At 67.3% G+C, this 16,156-nt stretch carries 22 protein-coding genes; 9 read left to right on the top strand and 13 right to left on the bottom strand.

Annotated features, from left to right (window positions below; all coding sequences use genetic code 11):
• Positions 1-66: 66 nt before the first annotated feature.
• From ACTXG6_RS06135 to ACTXG6_RS06100, 8 genes are all read right to left on the bottom strand, one after another.
• On the bottom strand, positions 67-843 hold the full coding sequence (locus tag ACTXG6_RS06135; protein ID WP_445186786.1) for a GNAT family N-acetyltransferase: 777 nt from the start codon (positions 841-843) through the stop codon (positions 67-69).
• A complete protein-coding gene (locus ACTXG6_RS06130) occupies positions 840-1,748 on the bottom strand; it encodes a GNAT family N-acetyltransferase (protein ID WP_445186785.1) in 909 nt (302 codons plus the stop codon). The genes ACTXG6_RS06135 and ACTXG6_RS06130 overlap by 4 nt, the downstream gene beginning before the upstream one ends.
• 189 nt (positions 1,749-1,937) lie before the next feature.
• Positions 1,938-2,171 carry a DM13 domain-containing protein gene (locus tag ACTXG6_RS06125; protein ID WP_445186784.1) on the bottom strand — a complete coding sequence of 78 codons (234 nt, stop codon included), beginning with the start codon at positions 2,169-2,171 and terminating at the stop codon, positions 1,938-1,940.
• Between the two features lie 486 nt (positions 2,172-2,657).
• A complete protein-coding gene (locus ACTXG6_RS06120; protein WP_445186783.1) occupies positions 2,658-2,888 on the bottom strand; it encodes an anti-sigma factor family protein in 231 nt (76 codons plus the stop codon).
• 2 nt (positions 2,889-2,890) lie between these two features.
• Positions 2,891-3,538 carry an RNA polymerase sigma factor gene (locus ACTXG6_RS06115; RefSeq protein ID WP_445186782.1) on the bottom strand — a complete coding sequence of 216 codons (648 nt, stop codon included), beginning with the start codon at positions 3,536-3,538 and terminating at the stop codon, positions 2,891-2,893.
• Between the two features lie 36 nt (positions 3,539-3,574).
• Entirely contained in the window at positions 3,575-4,792 is a 1,218-nt protein-coding gene (locus ACTXG6_RS06110; protein WP_445186781.1) for a cation:proton antiporter, read from the bottom strand.
• A 30-nt stretch (positions 4,793-4,822) separates the two neighbouring features.
• On the bottom strand, positions 4,823-5,500 hold the full coding sequence (locus tag ACTXG6_RS06105) for a flavodoxin family protein (protein ID WP_445189928.1): 678 nt from the start codon (positions 5,498-5,500) through the stop codon (positions 4,823-4,825).
• A gap of 67 nt (positions 5,501-5,567) precedes the next feature.
• Positions 5,568-7,499, bottom strand: coding sequence for a thiamine pyrophosphate-binding protein (locus tag ACTXG6_RS06100; protein ID WP_445186780.1), 1,932 nt, complete (start codon positions 7,497-7,499; stop codon positions 5,568-5,570).
• 88 nt (positions 7,500-7,587) lie between these two features.
• On the opposite strand from ACTXG6_RS06100, the gene ACTXG6_RS06095 reads away from it, so the two are divergent.
• From ACTXG6_RS06095 to ACTXG6_RS06055, 9 genes are all read left to right on the top strand, one after another.
• Positions 7,588-7,728, top strand: coding sequence for a hypothetical protein (locus tag ACTXG6_RS06095; RefSeq protein ID WP_445186779.1), 141 nt, complete (start codon positions 7,588-7,590; stop codon positions 7,726-7,728).
• 49 nt (positions 7,729-7,777) lie between these two features.
• Complete coding sequence (locus ACTXG6_RS06090; protein WP_445190347.1) at positions 7,778-8,248, top strand: hypothetical protein; 471 nt, start codon at positions 7,778-7,780, stop codon at positions 8,246-8,248.
• Positions 8,137-8,580: a tyrosine-type recombinase/integrase gene (locus ACTXG6_RS06085; protein ID WP_445186778.1), complete on the top strand. Its 444-nt coding sequence runs from the start codon at positions 8,137-8,139 to the stop codon at positions 8,578-8,580. The genes ACTXG6_RS06090 and ACTXG6_RS06085 overlap by 112 nt, the downstream gene beginning before the upstream one ends.
• Before the next feature lie 569 nt (positions 8,581-9,149).
• Complete coding sequence (locus ACTXG6_RS06080; protein ID WP_445186777.1) at positions 9,150-9,389, top strand: hypothetical protein; 240 nt, start codon at positions 9,150-9,152, stop codon at positions 9,387-9,389.
• 17 nt (positions 9,390-9,406) lie between these two features.
• Complete coding sequence (locus ACTXG6_RS06075) at positions 9,407-9,625, top strand: hypothetical protein (protein WP_445186776.1); 219 nt, start codon at positions 9,407-9,409, stop codon at positions 9,623-9,625.
• Positions 9,622-10,146 (top strand): DUF2637 domain-containing protein, encoded by a 525-nt coding sequence (locus ACTXG6_RS06070; RefSeq protein WP_445186775.1) that lies wholly within the window; start codon positions 9,622-9,624, stop codon positions 10,144-10,146. Before ACTXG6_RS06075 ends, ACTXG6_RS06070 begins: the two co-directional genes overlap by 4 nt.
• Before the next feature lie 106 nt (positions 10,147-10,252).
• Positions 10,253-12,310, top strand: coding sequence for an FtsK/SpoIIIE domain-containing protein (locus ACTXG6_RS06065; RefSeq protein ID WP_445186774.1), 2,058 nt, complete (start codon positions 10,253-10,255; stop codon positions 12,308-12,310).
• 211 nt (positions 12,311-12,521) lie between these two features.
• Positions 12,522-12,680: a hypothetical protein gene (locus ACTXG6_RS06060; protein ID WP_445186773.1), complete on the top strand. Its 159-nt coding sequence runs from the start codon at positions 12,522-12,524 to the stop codon at positions 12,678-12,680.
• Between the two features lie 840 nt (positions 12,681-13,520).
• Positions 13,521-14,033, top strand: a complete 513-nt coding sequence (locus ACTXG6_RS06055; RefSeq protein WP_445186772.1) for a hypothetical protein — start codon at positions 13,521-13,523, stop codon at positions 14,031-14,033.
• Positions 14,034-14,314: 281 nt separating this feature from the next.
• Here the strand turns inward: ACTXG6_RS06055 and ACTXG6_RS06050 are convergent, their stop codons facing one another.
• From ACTXG6_RS06050 to ACTXG6_RS06030, 5 genes are all read right to left on the bottom strand, one after another.
• Positions 14,315-14,539: a hypothetical protein gene (locus ACTXG6_RS06050; RefSeq protein ID WP_445186771.1), complete on the bottom strand. Its 225-nt coding sequence runs from the start codon at positions 14,537-14,539 to the stop codon at positions 14,315-14,317.
• A gap of 24 nt (positions 14,540-14,563) precedes the next feature.
• Positions 14,564-14,740 (bottom strand): ribbon-helix-helix protein, CopG family, encoded by a 177-nt coding sequence (locus ACTXG6_RS06045; RefSeq protein ID WP_445186770.1) that lies wholly within the window; start codon positions 14,738-14,740, stop codon positions 14,564-14,566.
• Positions 14,741-14,985: 245 nt separating this feature from the next.
• Entirely contained in the window at positions 14,986-15,222 is a 237-nt protein-coding gene (locus ACTXG6_RS06040) for a hypothetical protein (protein ID WP_445186769.1), read from the bottom strand.
• On the bottom strand, positions 15,222-15,704 hold the full coding sequence (locus ACTXG6_RS06035; RefSeq protein ID WP_445186768.1) for a helix-turn-helix domain-containing protein: 483 nt from the start codon (positions 15,702-15,704) through the stop codon (positions 15,222-15,224). The genes ACTXG6_RS06040 and ACTXG6_RS06035 overlap by 1 nt, the downstream gene beginning before the upstream one ends.
• Before the next feature lie 13 nt (positions 15,705-15,717).
• Positions 15,718-16,155: a hypothetical protein gene (locus ACTXG6_RS06030; RefSeq protein ID WP_445186767.1), complete on the bottom strand. Its 438-nt coding sequence runs from the start codon at positions 16,153-16,155 to the stop codon at positions 15,718-15,720.
• Position 16,156 lies beyond the last annotated feature (1 nt).

Here is a 16,156-nt window from a genome sequence, read left to right as displayed (position 1 = left end):
CGACTAGTGAAACGCACCCGCCGGGGGGTCGCGCCGTGATCGTTTGCGCCACCTACCAGTCGGTGCTCACCCCGCTGCCTGTCTCCTGGCTCGCTCATGGATCGGCGGGACGTACTCGAGGATCCGACCCAGATCACGGAAGCCAAGGCTGACGTAGACACGCTCGGCAACCTCCGTGGACTGCAGGCTCGCGGTACGACATCCGCGCGCGAGCGCGTCGTGCAGGTGGGCGGCGGTCAGCGCCGTCCCCACCCCGCGTCGCCGCGCACGCTCCAGTGTCGTGACGTTGTAGATGCCGCAGTCACCGCCGCGGTCGAAGGCCAGGGCGGTGGCCACGCTCTCGCCGTCGAGACACGCGACCAGGACGTGGAAGGCGGTGTGATCGGCACCGCTCAGCAGACCAGGGGGCACGGCAAGGATGCGCAGGCACTCGAGCCAGTCGGACGGCCCGAGTTCGATGTCCGGGCGGGGCAGGGGAATGTCGTCGAGCGTCATGCCCATCGCGCGCGTCGACTCCTCGAGGGTGTATCCGCGCTGCTCAAGTTCGCCGCGCATCGCCGTGTCGCTCTCGTGCACCCAGGCGGCAAAGTGTGTGATACCGGCGGAGTCGTACACAGCCTCCGTCACGGCCAGGGCGTCGGCCCGGTCGGCATGGGCGAGACCGCGCTGCAGGAGCACGTTGTTGTAGACCGCACGCTCGGGCTCGTTGGGGAAGACCGCCGCGACACCGCCTCGGAAGTGCTGCACCGAGGCACCGCTCGCCCCCCTGGCATACTGCTCCCAACTGGAGAGCAGGGTCTCCGCTCCGCGCAGATACAGGTCGACATCGGTCAGCCGCGTCATCGCACGTACTTCCCCAGAGTCGATGAAGATCGAGGGGGAACGCTGCGTGACGCGGGGTCGAGCTCGAGGTCGAGCCACACCCGGTCGCGCAGCATGATGCCCGCGACCTCGCTGTTCGGCGGATACCCGCTCGCTTCGGTGAACGCGTCACGCTCGACCGAGCGCATGCGAAAGCCCTGCCGCTGGTAGAAGCGGAGATTGTCGATATCCGCAGCCGCTGTCGCAACCCGTACCCGCGCCACTTCTTCGGCGGCGAGCAGCGTCAGAGCTGCCTGGACCAGTCGCTGACCGACACCTCGCCCCTGTTGGTCTTCGCGCACCGCCATGTTCTTGATCTCGGCAAGACCGGGTGCGCCGGCGTTCACCAACTGCAGGTGCCCGACGATGTCGCACCCCGTCTTCGCCACGAGGACCCGCCCGAAGGACAGGTACGAGTCAAGCTCGGTCGCGGAGTCCTCCGCCAGCTCGAACAGCGCGCGGAGTGCACTCCGGTCGCCAGCATACCACTCAATAGCCACCGAGGGCTCGACCACCCTGTCGAACAGGCGCCTCGGCACTAGGACGATCCTCCGGTGATCGGGGTCCTCGACGGTGACAGCGCCGTTCTCCCACCAGACAGGGGTCTCCGCCTGAGCCGGTGGATGACCGATCTTGGCCAGCCGGCCGGCGACCGATGCCACTTGAGTTTGGTCGTCAAAGTAGAGCACGAGCAGGTTTTCGCTGGTGGGCGGAAGGCACAGGTGGCCGAGGTCGCCCTGACGGAACTCGAGGTAGTGCTCCGCGCCGGGCAATCTGAGCAACACGCTCCGAGAGCTGGCGTGGTTGACAGAACGATCCAGCTCGGAGAGTCCGAGCCCGTCGCAATAGAAGCGAACGAGTTCATCAAGGTGCCCGGTGGGGTCCACGGTGCACACTTGTCGGAAAGTGGTCACGGGCGACCCGGGCTGGCCGGTCGTGATGATCTGCCCCTCTCGGTGATCACACGCTTGGGTGCTAGCCCGCCAGACAGCCGAGGTTGTTGGCTGGGCGACGCGTGCGCTCACGATTGAGCAATTGCGACAATCGCGGACACACCATTGGCAGCGCCAAATGCGTCATTCGGGCTTGAGGGCGGCTGCAGCGAACGACACGTTGAACCGGTCACACCAGATCGTCACGCTCGGCAGCGCGGCGAGATCGACGTCGGGTGGCAACGGATAGTTGGAGCTGCCGATGTTGCCCTTGAGCTCGCCGAGGTCGACGTGGCGGTCGTCGTCAAACACATACCAGCCGTCCCGACCCTCGGTAACCGGCGCGGCGGCCAGCCACACTTGCAGCAACGGAGTCACTGGTACGCAGGTCCTCCAGCCGCAGCACCCGCGAGTTGTCGGCGAGTCGCATGACCACCACCGTGCCGGTACTCGCGTGCTCGTGGCTGACCAGCTGGCCCCTCGCCAGCACCGCTGGCGCCATCGGGCCGTCAAGCAAGGTAACGGACTCGGAAACTCCGGGGGGCGACTCGTCGATCGTCCGATCAATCACCAGCTTCCAGGGCTCGAACACCCCAAGGGCCACAACGAATAGGGCGACACCGCCCGCGAGCAGGATCTGGACAGGGCGTCGGGGCAGCGGCGAAGGGCGAGAGGCGCGACGACTCATACAGGTCTAGAGTCGGATGCCGTCCCAGACGTTACACATCAAGCTTCGACCAGGTTTCAACCTGAGACCGACCGCGTAGCTCGAGCAGGGGGAGCAGGTCGCCGGTCATGTCGACGGGTTCCACCAAGTGGACCGTTCCCGTGGGCCCTTCCACGCACCGGAACCGGTCCCGGGTGCTATCGAGCGTGCCAACCGCGGAAGGCGTCGAGGAGGCTGTCCCGTGCCTGAGCGGACAGGGTTTCGGGCGGCAGTTGGCCGAGTTCCCGAATGGTCACGCGGAACTGGTCAAGGTAGCGTTCGCAGCCCTCACAGATGGCCAGGTGCTCGACAAACCGAGCCTGGGTATCCGGGTGCATCGAGCCGTCCAGGAACGCGGTGACCAGCTCGACGAACTTGTTGCAGTCCACGCTCAGCGGCCCTCCCCGGCGGTCGAGGTAGCCAGGTAGCCGGCCAACCGTTCGCGCACCACCGCGCGGGCCCGATGCAGCAGGACGCGCTGGTTCGCGGCGGAAATCTGGAGCAGGTCGCATACCTCCTCGGAGCTCTGCCCATCCAGGTCGCGCAGGCTGATCACGATGCGCTGCCGGTTCGGGAGCTCACCGAGCACCCCGGAGATCACAGTACGCACCTCACCGCGCAGCGCGGTGGCCTCGGGCGAGGTCCACTCGGCCGGGAACTGCCGCCAATGACCCGGGTAGGCGCCGTCGGCACCCTGGAAACGGGTCGGGTCGACGGTCGGGCCGTGGTCCTCGTCCTTCGGTAGCAGGCTGGTCCAGGGAATGCTGCGCCACTCCCGGCCACCGCGCTTCTTGGCCGTGTTGACCAGGATGCGATACACCCAGGTCTTGAATGCCGACCGGCCCTCGAAACCGCAGAGGCCGTTGAGCACCGCCAGCCAGGTGTCCTGGACGACCTCCTCGGCCGAGGCGTGGGTGGAGACGAACGAGCGGGCCAGCCGCAGCATCGAGGACGACCATGCGTCGAGCACGCTGGCAAACGCCGCGCTGTCCCCGTCGCGCAGTGCCGCCACCAGCACGTCGTCCGGGGGCAGGGTCACCCGCGGAATATACGGGCATCTCGCCGATCCGCCGGTTCATTGCGTCAGTTGCTCGGGTTCCCGGTCGGTCGGTTCGGCCGTTCGGCCGCCGCGCAGCAGGGCCAGCGCCCCAGCCGGGAACAGCAGCACCGACAACAGCCCCGCGCACACCAGCGCGGCGGCCGTCACCGGTGTCATCAGACCGATGAGCACGCCGATCTGTGTCGCGGTGACGATGAACGGCAGCGACGTGGCCTGCAACAGGCCGGCGGCCAGCGCCGACCGGCGGCCGAAACGCTGTGCGTAGAGCACCGCGGGCAGACCCCGCGCCAGCAGTAGCGCCACCAGGAACAACGGCACCCGCAGCAACGCGGTCGGGTCCGCCAACAATCCACCCAGGTCCAGGCGTAACCCGCTGGTCACGAAGAAGACCGGGATCAAGAAGCCGTAGCCGATAGCGTCCAGCTTGATCCGGAACCGGGGGTGCGACGTACTGTCCCGGTCGAGCAGGCCCACCACGGCGCCGGCCAGGAACGCACCGAGAATGCTCTCCAGCCCGAACGCCTCGGCCAGCGCGACAAAGGCGACCAGCAGCACGACCGCGGCCCGCACCCGGATCTCCGCCGTGGTGTCCTGCAGCCGGGTCAGGGTGGCACCGAGCCGCATCGAGCGCCCGGCCAGCGACACCACGGCCGCGGTCACCGCCACCAGGACGACGAACATGCCCAGCAGCACGATCCGGCCGCCGGTGCCGCCGCCGGTGGCGGAGAACAGCAGCGACAACAGCACCACCGCGGTGAAGTCGGCGATCGAGCAGGCCGCGATCACGGTCTGCCCGAGCCGGCCCTCGGCGCGGTGGGCATCTTTGAGCACCGGCACCACCAGCCCGAGTGAGGTCGCGGACAGGCTGATGGCCAGCAGCAGCGGGCTGCGCACCCAACCCGCCGCGGCGAACCCCAGCCCGGCCAGCAAGCCGACCACCAGGGTGATCACGTAGCCCAGCAGTGCCAGACGCAGCACCGGGCCGCGCAACAGGTGTACATCGATCTCGAGCCCGGCCAGGAACAGCAGGAACGCCAGTCCGAGCAGGGACACGATCTGGACCGGCAGGTCCGGGTGCACCCAGCCCAGCCCCGAGGGGCCCACGACGATCCCGACCACGATCTCGAGCACGACGGCCGGGATCCGCAGCTTGGGCACCAGGGCGAGAGCGAGCGGGGCGCAGAGTGCGATGGCGGTGACGGCGAACAGGTTGACGAAGGCGACGTCGGGCATGGCGACCAGTCCTTGATGCTCGGCGCCGGGTCAGCGGTAGTCGGGGTTGGCGAAGTCGAACCGGCAGCCGGCATCCCACTCACTGCGCTGGTTGCCCTGGGCCGGGATGCCGCCGGCGTCTTTGAGCATCCGGGCCAGGTGCATCAGGTTCCAGGTCATGAACGTGGTGTTGCGGTTGGTGAAGTCGTTCTCCGGACCGCCCGAGCCCGGGTCGAGGTAGGACGGGCCGGGGCCGGCCTCGCCGATCCACCCGGAGTCGGCCTGCGGCGGGATGGTGTAACCCAGGTGCTGCAGGCTGTACAGGATGTTCATCGCGCAGTGCTTGACGCCGTCCTCGTTACCGGTGATCAGACAACCGCCGGCCCGGCCGTAGTAGGCGTACTGACCGGCCGCGTTGAGCAGGTGCGAGCAGGCGTAGAGCCGTTCGATGACCTGCTTGGTGATCGAGCTGTTGTCGCCGAGCCAGATCGGCCCGGCGAGCACTAGGATGTCGGCGGCCAGCACCCGTTCGTACAGCGCCGGCCAGTCGTCGCGCGCCCAGCCGTGCTCGGTCATGTCCGGCCAGGTCCCGGTGGCGATGTCGTGGTCGATGGCGCGCACCACCTCCGCCGCGACGCCGTGCTTCTCCATGATGTGGCGGCTGACGTCGATCAGACCTTCGGTGTGACTGCGCTCCGGAGAGCGTTTGAGGGTGCAGTTGATAAACATCGCGCGCAGGTCGTCGTAGCGTGGCTCAGTAGCGGTCACGACTGTCCTCCTCGAGAGAATGTGCGGGTCAGAGCAGCTCGGCGTCCTGTTCGACGCACAGCAGGGCGGGTCCTTCGGAGTTGAACAGTGCGGTCATCGCGTCGTCGAGCCGGTCGCGGGATTCGACGCGGATCCCGGTGGCGCCGCACAGCTCGGCGTAGCCAGCCCAGTCGGGGTTACGCAGCGAGGTCTGCCAGACCGGGTAGCCACCGGCCAGTTGCTCCTTGCTGATCTTGCCGAGCGCGTTGTTGTTGAGCAGCACGTGCTTGATCCCGATGCCGTACTTCACCGCAGTGGTCAGCTCCATGGCATATTGCCCGAAGCCCCCGTCACCGGTCACCGCGACGATCGGGCGACCGGGCGCCGCCGCCCACGCGCCGAGCGCGGCCGGGTAGCCGAAGCCGATCGAGCCCAGGTACCCGGACATCAGCACCGGCTGGCCCTTCGACTCCAGGTACCGGCCGAGTGAGTAGGCGTGGTTGCCGACGTCCACGGTCACTACCGCGTCGGCCGGCAGGTGTGCCGACAACACCTCGAACACCGCCGCGGCCGCCACCCCACGGCCCCGGTCGTCGCGGGCTCGGCGGGCCTTCTCCGCTCGCCAGATCTGCCACCGCGCGGCGATGTCGCCGCGCTGGTCCTCCGCCTTGACCTCGCCGAGCGCGGCGCTCAACGCGGCAACGGTGAGCCTGGCGTCGCCGAGCAGCGCGGTGGTCACGGCGTCGAACCGGCCGATCGCGGCGTGGTCGTCGTCGATCTGCAAGATCGGTTTGTAGGCGGCGATCCCGGTGTGGTTTGCGAACGAGGCAGCGATGACGATCAGCAGGTCGGACTCGTTCATCAGCCAGCTGGCCACCGGCGTCCCGCTGCGGCCCAGTACCCCGGCACCGAGCGGGTGCGTGTCGGAAACCAGGCCCTTGGCCTTGAACGTAGTCAGCACTGGGGCGCCGAGCTTCTCGGCGAGCACCCGCACCTCCTGGGCCGCGTCCCAGGCACCGTGCCCGACGACCAGCACCGGCCGGCGGGCGTCACGAACCAGTGTCGCGGCGCTGACCACGGCGCTTTCCGAAGGGCGCACCATGCGGTCGTCCCGACGCCCGTCGGGTGCTGCCGCCGGTGTCTCGCTGGGTTGCACCTGGACCTCGTCCGGTAGCACGAGATGAGCCACCCCGCGCCGGTCCACCGCGTGCTTGACGGCCAGCGCGGCGAGTTCGGCGTGGTCGCTGCCGCTGTGCACGGTGGTGGTGGACACCGACACGTCCCGGAACACCGCCGATAGGTCGAGGTCCTGGAAGGCGCCGCGCCCGAGCACCTTGGAGGGCACCTGGCCGGAGATCGCCAGCACCGGGGCGCCGTCGAGCTTGGCGTCATACAACCCGGTCAACAGGTTCGTCGAGCCCGGTCCGGCGATCGCGAAACACACCGCCGGGCGCCCGGTCAGCTTTCCGTAGGCACTGGCCGCGAACGCCGCCGCGCCTTCGTGCCGAATCCCGATGTAGGTCAGCTCGCCGCGCTGCTCGGCCCGCCGCAGCGCTTCGGCGAAACCGAGGTTGGAGTGCCCGACCATGCCGAACACGTGGCGAACACCCCAGGCCACCAGCGTCTCGACCAGCACGTCGGCGACCGTGCGGGCCGGCGGCGCGGGCTCCGGCAGCCGCACAAACACGCCGTCCTCGGCCTCGCGCACCGGGTAGGTGGTCACGCCGTCGGAGAATCCCGAAGGGGGTTTGCCGGTGATCGGGTCATAGTCGTAGCCGTGCCACGGGCAGCGCAGCCAGCCCTTCTCGATCGAGCCCTCCCCGAGCGGGCCGCCCTGGTGCGGACACCGGTTTTCCAGCGCGCCCAACTGCGCGCCGCAGCGCGACAGCGCGACACTCCGCCCGTCGACAACGACGGTGCGGACCCGGCCGTCCTCGGGCACATCCTCGGGATTGACCTGGTGCCAGCCGTCGTCTGCCATGTAACGCCTCCTGGTGCCGCGAACACTGGATGGGGGCCAGGCATGCTCAGTGCCCCGAGCTGGCCCAGGCGTTACACGAGGAGACCAGATGACCGCAACCGGCTCAACGAACCTGATCGCGACCAGGCGGGCGCTGCACGGCGTGGCCGAGCTGGTGCTCGCCGGCCCGCAATACGGGCCGGCGGGTCGATCCGGCTACGGGCCACCCCCGGCGGCTTCGGCACCGTGATCGACCCGCACTGCATTGGTCCGAGGGGCGCAATCGTTGGATCGTCTCGGTGACGACCGGGTTCGATGCTCGTGGCAAGCGCATCGTCCGCCAACGGTCCGCGAAGACCAAGACCGCCGGCAAGGACCTCCTGAAGGAGATGCTCCGCGACCTCGACGACGGCCTGACCATCGCGCCAAGCGACTACACCGTCGGAGAAGCGGTCCGTTACTGGCTTGAGTTCGGGCTCAGTGGTCGATCGCCCCGCACGGCGGAGAACTTCCGGTTCTTGGCTGAGGGCCATATTGTTCCGGCGCTCGGACGCCGGCAGCTCAGAGACCTGTCCGTTGACGACGTGGACAGACGGCTTGCGAAGGAGGCCAAGCAGGTCAACAGTCACGCCGACGGCTCGCGATGCCGATGCGCTGCGTGGAGGCGCTCAGAGGTCATCGCGAGCTACAGACAGCCGACCGGGGCAAGGCGGGCGCGCGGTGGAGGGATCACGGCCTGGTGTTCGCCTCCACGGTCGGGACAGAGCTGAATCCGCGCAATGTCTCACGGCTGTTCCGACAGGTTCTCGACGACGCAGGGATGGATAGCGCGGACTGGACGCCTCGGGAGATGCGGCACAGCTTCGTCTCGCTGCTCTCCGACAACGGGGTGCCGATCGAGAACATCTCACGACTGGTCGGCCACAGCGGGACAGCCGTTACGGAGATGGTCTACCGCTTCCAGATCCGCCCCGTGCTGGAGGACGGGGCCACGGCAATGAACGAGATCTTCCCGGGCGGCGGTGGCCCGCAGCAGGCGGCAAAGGCACCGGAAGATGCTCGTACGACCGAGGACGGCGACGTCTCACTTGACGACCCATAGTCATGCAGTTAGTCATGCAGGGCATGAAAAACACCCTGATCCGCTTAGGATTCAGGGCCTCCTACCCGCGAAGACTGTGGCGCGCTCGGCAGGATTCGAACCTGCAACCTCTTGATCCGTAGCGGAATAACACCTATCCGCAGGGGCAAAACGAGTCCATTCCCGCCGTTTTAGTCCGGCGGAAGTCCGGTCAAAGCCTCCAAATCCGGCCCGCCTCAAACGGTCTGTGAGAAGTCCGTGAGACGGGACGCCCCCAGCACGGCGAACCACCGCCGGCCGGGGACTTGATCTAGGAGGCCCTAGACCCGTGAAAACCGTACAGCCCACTACAGCGCCCCCTGAGGGACACGCTGACAACATCAACCGACCACCCTGGTGTGATGACCTGCGCGAATGCGCCGAGTGTGGCCGCGACTTTCGGCCCGACTCCAGCCCGAACTTGATCCTTTGCTGGTCGTGCGATGAAGCCGAGGCCGGCCGATGATCCGCCTGGCGTATGCGGCGTACTGCGCGTTCTGTCGCCGGTTCACCGACCACGACAACAACGCCGGCTGCAAGGAGTGCGGCCGATGAACCACGACGAGATGCGCATCCTCGGTGACCGCATGGACGAGTTGGACATCGAGCTGTTCGAGGCCCAGAAGGCCGGGAACACCTCCGCGCAGATCGTGGCGCTGCGCGAGAGGGCTCACGCCTGGCGCGAGTGGGGCCAGCTGCTAGACAAGGCCGGCCGGGAGTCCCACGGGGCCGAACTCGCAGCGCAGCGCGACGAGATCACCGCCGCCGAGCTGGCCGGGGGTGCACTGTGAACCGGCAGCTGCGGAAGTTGTCCGACCGTATGGACCGCCTCGACGATGACCTTTGGGCCGCCGAGCGGGCCGGCGACGTCGGCGAGCAGATCAAATGCCTCTACTCCCGTGCGGTCGGCTGGTACCGGTTCGCCGAGATTCTGCGCCAGGCCGGCCGGGACACCACCACCGCGATCACCGCCGCGCGGCGAGACGAGACAACCGCACGCCAGCTCGAGGCCGGTGAGCAACTGTGAGGATCGTCGTCCGGACCGCGCTGGCGGTGGTCGCACTGGCCGCCGCCGCCCTGTCCTATCAGTCTCTGATGCACTTGGGCGAGCTCGCCGGCTACGGAGCGTTGAGCTTCCTCTACCCGATCGTGGTCGACGCCGGTGCAGCCGCCTCCTGTGCCGCCTGGTTGCACACCCATGGTCGGCAGCCGCTGGCCATGACCTGGTCGCTCCTGGCGATCTCCGTCGTGCTGAACGGCACCGTGCACTGGTTGGAGTCGACCGGCTCGTCCCCGTCCTGGCTGCTTGTCGTCGGGGTGGCCGCGATCCCGCCGCTCGTCCTCGGACTATGCGTCCACCTCGCCGTCGGAATGGTCGCTCCGAACGGGCCACCTGTAGGTACCCAAGGTTTCACTCAAGATGACCCTGACCAGGTCGCCGAACTCATCGCTGAGGGTGCCGGCCGGCGGCGGATCGCCAAGGTCGCCGGTATCAGTGAGCACCACGCCCGGCAGCTGCTGGCCTCCAAGAGCGGGGTGACCCGATGACCGCCGTCGAGCCCAAGCAGCCCACCCGGTCGGAGCTAATTGCCGAGATCCGCACCGAGCGCCGTTGGCTGCTATGGCTGCCGTGGACCATCCGGCGGTGGTTCGCGTGACCGCGCTCGAACCGTACGAGGACGACCAGCCGATGCCGGTCGACCTGCCTGAGCGGCCGCACACCATCGACATCACGGCGGTCGCCAGCAGGGTGGAGAACCGGCGCCCAGTGCTCCCGCCCTACCTGCGGAACCGGGTGGAGTTCCTGGCGTGGTGCCGGTGGCAGGCCCAGTACGGAGCACACACCGTCCGGTTCCACGGAGCCCACAGCCCCCTGTACTTGGCGCGGTTGGCACTGTGGACACCCATCGGGTTGTACCGGGCCGCCCGGTCGGTGACCCGGTGGGTGTTCGACGCGGAAGCCGCCCCGGTGCGACACGACGCGGTGCGCCGCAACGCCACCGCCGAGTACATGTCCCTCTCCCGGCAGCGCAACACCCGGGCGCGGCAGCGAGGCACGGTCGCCCTGATCGGGTTACTGCTGGTCACAGTCGGTGTGTGGGTGTTCGTGGCGTTCGCGCCACCGGAATGGATGGCCGCCGGTCTGGTGACTGTGGTCGGTGTGCTGGGCAAGGTGGGCGCACCGGGCGACAGGCGGGTGACCGACCAAGCAACGGTCAGTCCGTTCACCTCCGAGCCGCTCCGGGCGGACGTGTTGACCACGGCGCTGCAAAGCCTCGGCATCGCCGCGATGTCGCCCAAGCAAGGGCGGATCACCTACCCGGCGCCCATCCGGGATATCGGCTCGGGCTGGCTGGCGTCGGTGGACCTGCCGGCGGGTGTCACCGCCGAGATGGTCGCGGACCGCCGGCCGCAGCTAGCCAGTGGTCTGCGGCGCCCAATCTCCTGCTGCTGGCCCGAAGCCGACCAGGAGGCGCACGGCGGCCGCCTGGAGTTGACCGTGCTCAAGGTGGCCATGTCACAGGCGCGGCCGGTGAAGTACCCGCTACGGGACTCGGGGCTGGCGGACATCTTCGGGGTGCTGGCGTTCGGCACCGACCAGCGCGGCCGCCCCGTGAAGCTCCCGCTGATCGAGTCGAACATGCTGATCGGCAGCCTGCCCGGCGCCGGCAAAACGGCGTCACTGCGGACCGTCCTGGCAGGCTGCGCGCTCGATCCCACCGCCGAGCTGGACATATGGGAGTTGAAAGGTTCGGGTGACCTTGAGTCGTTCGAGCGGATCGCCCATGCCTACGGGTCCGGTGTGGACGACCAGACCATCGAGGGCTGCCTCAACGGGCTGCGGCTGCTGCTGGCCGACCTGGAGCGCCGGGCCGCGAAGCTGAAGCAGCTGCGCACCACCGCCAGGGATCTTGTCCCGGACTCGAAAGTGACCCGTGAGCTGGCAAATCGACGCACCTTGGGACTGTTCCCGAAGGTGTTCGTGGTCGACGAGGCGCAGGAGCTGTTCTCACACGGCGAATTCGGCAAAGAGGCAGGTCAGCTCGCTACGGCGATCATCAAACGGGGCCGGGCGCTGGGTGTGATCCTGATCTTGGCGACACAGCGCCCAGACAAGGACAGCTTGCCGACCGGGGTCAGCGCGAACGTCGGCACCCGGTTCTGTCTGCGGGTGATGGGCCAGGTCGAAAACGACATGGTGCTGGGCACCTCCAGCTACAAGAGCGGTATCCGGGCGACCCATTTCACCCGGTCAGACCGGGGCATCGGCTACCTAGTCGGAGCGACTGACGCGCCGGTGGTGACCAGGTCGTACTACTTGGACGCCGCCGCAACCGACTCGATCGTGTCCCGCGCCTACCTGGCCCGGGAGAAGGCCGGACTGCTGACCGGGCAAGCAGCCGGGGAGTCACCCGAGGCGGCGCCGAAGGTGGACCTCCTGGCCGACGTGCGCACCGCGTTCGCCATGACCGGCGGTGAGCGCATGTGGCACTCGGAGCTGCTGGAGGTGCTGGCCGAGCTGCGGCCAGCCGTCTACGGCGACTGGGACGTCCGCAGGCTCGGTGTCGAGCTGCGCGAGCTCGGCGTGCCCACCGTCCAGGTAGCCGCAGAGGACGAAACCGGGGAGCGGGTCAACCGGCGCGGACTGCGCCGCGAAGACCTGGAGAAAGTGCTCTCCGCAGCCGGTGCACACCCGGAAATCGAGCAATGACACGTGTAGCGGGGCGCCGTTTGTGTAGCGCGCGCCCCGCTACACGTAGCGATCTTTGTAGCAGCACACGCAAGCGTCTGAACTGGGCAAACACCTGATCTGACGTGTGTAGCGGAGAGCATTGCGGGACCTCGGGATCAGCAAATCCCCGAGGTTTCCACCCCCCATCATCTTCGAACAAGATCGTCTCACCGCGACTGAGGAGACCGCCATGACCACCGACGGGCTACCACCCGGGCTATCCCGCCGACAGTTCCTCGAAGACGTCCTAGACGTGCTCGGCGACAAAGACGCCGTCCTGTTCCCCGACGGTTCAACCGTCACCCGCATGCAACTGCTCGAAGCACTCGCCAAGGAGATGGACTCATGACACCCGTCGCAGTCGGCCTGCTAATCCTGGTCAGCTACGGGATCACCTGCACCGTATGGCCATACCGGCGCTGTGGACGCTGCACAGGCACCGGGAAGCGCCGCAGCCCCACCGGGAAAGCCTGGCGACCCTGCGGCCGCTGCGACGGCACAGGACGGCAAATCCGGGCCGGGCGGTACGTAGTCGAATGGTTCCGCTGGGGTGGCCAGCGTTCCGACTAACGAATGCTCCAAAAAAATTCGGCCCAAAACTCTCGCTCCGCAAAAAAATTGGCGAACCTGCACGTTACCCAAATGCAGAAACGCAATACCTAAGGTGCGGGCAAACCTCTCGGCCGCAAGAACTAGAAAAAATCCGTCGCAACCCCAACCCTTGCCCTGAGTTTCAAACGTGAACTCAGAGCAAGGGGGGAGTTGCGTAGAAGCCACCGGTGGCTCTCTTGATCAACAGGGCTCAAGGTGCAGAAGCCACGGTGGGCTCTCGGTTGGATCACCAATCGACCCTGTGAATGATCTCAGGTTGGACCTGTTTTCGCAGGTCAGACCCCTGTTGACCTTGTGGAACTGGTAGACTGAGGGCATGCCAAACACCCCCCGCGCGACCGCTGGCCAGACCTCTGTCTCGACCCGGGTTGCCGTGCCCAGTCAGCGCGCCCATGCCGCTGGCGATAAGCGTCCCACGGTCCAGCAGCGCGAGCGTCGGGTCGCCGAGGTGTTCGCCGGCTCTGTCGCGGCCGACGAATTCAGCGCGTTCTGACCGCCAGTTTCGGCGCCGGCTCGACCGGCGTCGTTGCTGGCCGCCAGGCCGCGACTCACCCGCCTATCCGAGAAGGAACCCGCCATGCGTTCGACCGCCCAGAACATTGACGAGCTGCGCCTCCTGATTGATGGCCGCACCACGCTCGTCACGCCGGCGAATGCGGACACGATCTTGTTCAGCCTCGACGGCCATCGGTGTGCCATCACCAGCAGGGTGCAGGATCGCCTCATCGAGCTCACCACCGTCGCGCCGGACGAAGACGAGCTCAACGACGCCGCTATGGCCCGCGTGCTTGAGGCTGCGGGTAGGCCGAAGACGCCACGCGCCGAGCGTCCCAGCGTGCTACAGAAGGCCGTTCGTACCGCCGCTAGGCAGTATCACGAAGCGACGTGGAACCACGGCTACAGCGAGGGTCAGTCCCGGTTCGCCGCGCTGCCGCTGTCGCAGCGGGTGTTCGAGCGTGACGTCGACGAGCTGGTTCGGCTGGCGATGGGTGCCGTGTTGGCCGATCCGGCACTGCGGGCCGAGTTCGTCGCCGCCGCCGAGGCCGCCTCGCTGGAAGACGCATTCGCCGCGCAGCTCGCGGAGCACTAACCTCAGCCAGCCCCCACCCCAGCAGCCCCCGACCACGCCGGTCGGGGGCTGCGGTGCGTTCGGAACCCCGCAAAACGGGTGATCGCCGCGTGAGAAGTGTGTGAGACGGGGGTCGTTTCCGCTGGTAGGACGGGTGTCACTTGATGGGTGGACAAGGGGAAAACGGGCCGCGCCGGGCCAATTTGAGGCCCAACTCCACCACCAACGGTCTGGCTCGGAGCGCCTCCCGCGAACCGGGAGCGGAGCGAACTGGGCGCGGGCGCTACGAGCGCAGGCTCGCCTTAGTCCTCGTTGGGCGGCAGCAGAGTCGTGACGGCGCCAAGTTCCGCGACTGGACGGATCCCGTTGTCGGCGTAGTCGGGGTCGGCGGCGACCGCTACGACGGAGCCGTCAGCGTGGACGAGGAAGCCAACGACAGGAGTGAGGACAGGGCCCTCGGCGTCCTCGACTACGTAACGCCAGCCTTGACCGGGCAGTGCCGCAACGACGGGGTTGGTAGTGGTCATGCCCAGCATTGTCGCTGACGCGGGCTACGGGCTGGCTTCCATGCCCCGGCGCAGCAGGATGCGGATCATGTCCGACCGGTTCCGCTGCTCCCGTTCCGCCAGCGCGTCCAGCGCCGCCAGGCCGGCGTCCGAGACCCGAAGTCTCACCACATTGCCCTTCGGGGCGGGCTGCTCACCCTTGCGTCGGACTGGGCTGTCCATCGTCCTCCTTTGACCACGCCTGGACCACACTGTAGGGAGCCTGCCCCGTGCCGCTACCCGATGATCACCTCATGATCGTTTGGATCATGAATGCGGATCAGCAAGATCACCGATCTTGAAATGCGAACGACGAACGATCATGCGCCGATCCACAGTGGACGACAATAGTTGATCATCCACCGTGGACCGCAGCGCCCCGCGCGCACGCGCGAGGGCAGATGAGGCCGCCTGGCTTACTTAAATGGCTACTTCAGCTTGGTGAGGGGCAGCTGCATGTCTTCGCTGGCGAGCTCGCTGATTCGCTGGAGGGTTTGCTTGTTCTGGGGGTTGGTGAGGATGCCGTCTATTTCGCGGATCCGGTTCTCCTCGGCGGTGGTGTCGTAACCCAGCCGTTTGGCCTGGAGAAGGAGGCGCGCCATTTTGCGGTTTTCGGCGAGTAGGAGTTGGTCGACGGCTTCCTCGGTGATGACGTACTTGGACATCAGTGGTCTCTCCTGTCAAGTTCGGCTAGTTCGGCCATGATTTGGTCGTGCTGGGCTTTGGCCTCGATCTCGCCCGTGAGCTCGTTGATGGCCTTGTCGATCGTGCTCGCGGTGATGATTTCGACTTCGCGCCTCTTGGCGGCGTTGAGTCCCCACAACTCAGCGCGGCTAACCGACCACTTGTTGATCGAGTCGCTGATCTTCGCCTTGGTGCCTGCTGGGACGGAGGGGTCGCGGAGCAGCGGGACGAGGGTGGAGATCATCGTCTCGTAGAACTGCTCCGCCTCGGCCTTGCGTTCGTCGAGGCCGCGTGCCGGCATGCTTCGGAGCGCCTTGGTCCAAATCTGAGAGACCCGGCTCTCGGTGACGCCGTAGCGGGCGGCGATGTCCCGTGGCGGGACTCCGTCTGCACGTAGCCGGACGATCTCCTCGTCGCGCTGGGCGTGCTCCAGGCGCTGCCCTGGTGTGCGCGGGTTGCCCATCAGTTCTCCCCCTTCAGTTGACCGAGCGGATGTCGTGCTCGCCGGCCAGCTGCTCGTAGCCGGCGCGCAGCACCCGGTCATCGGTCTGCGCGGCCAGTTGGCGGTAGCGCTGCCCCATCGGATTGGGTTCGGGCTGGGGGCGTACCGCTGGTTGGCCGACACGAGCCATCTTCTCGACCACGTCGAGGCGGCCCTTCATGTCCGCGACGAACGCCTCATTGTCTTTCTGTGCTTTCTCGACGAGCTCTCGGGCGTGGTCCTGCGCCGCCTTCGTGATCTTCGCCATGACCGGTTCGCTCATGAGGACGCTGGCGGCGAGGGACTTGATTACGTCGGGGTCGGATAGCGCCTTGGTTGCGGCTTCGACCGCCGCAATCTTGACGTTGACCGGCTCGCCCGCTAGCGCCTTGTTCAGCGCGGCGACGAACGGCTGGTCGCTGGTCTGTGCCATG

This window comes from Pseudonocardia sp. Cha107L01 (assembly GCF_052566575.1).
The sequence above is the reverse complement of the archived record's forward strand: the minus strand, read 5'-3'. Positions and strand labels throughout refer to the sequence as shown.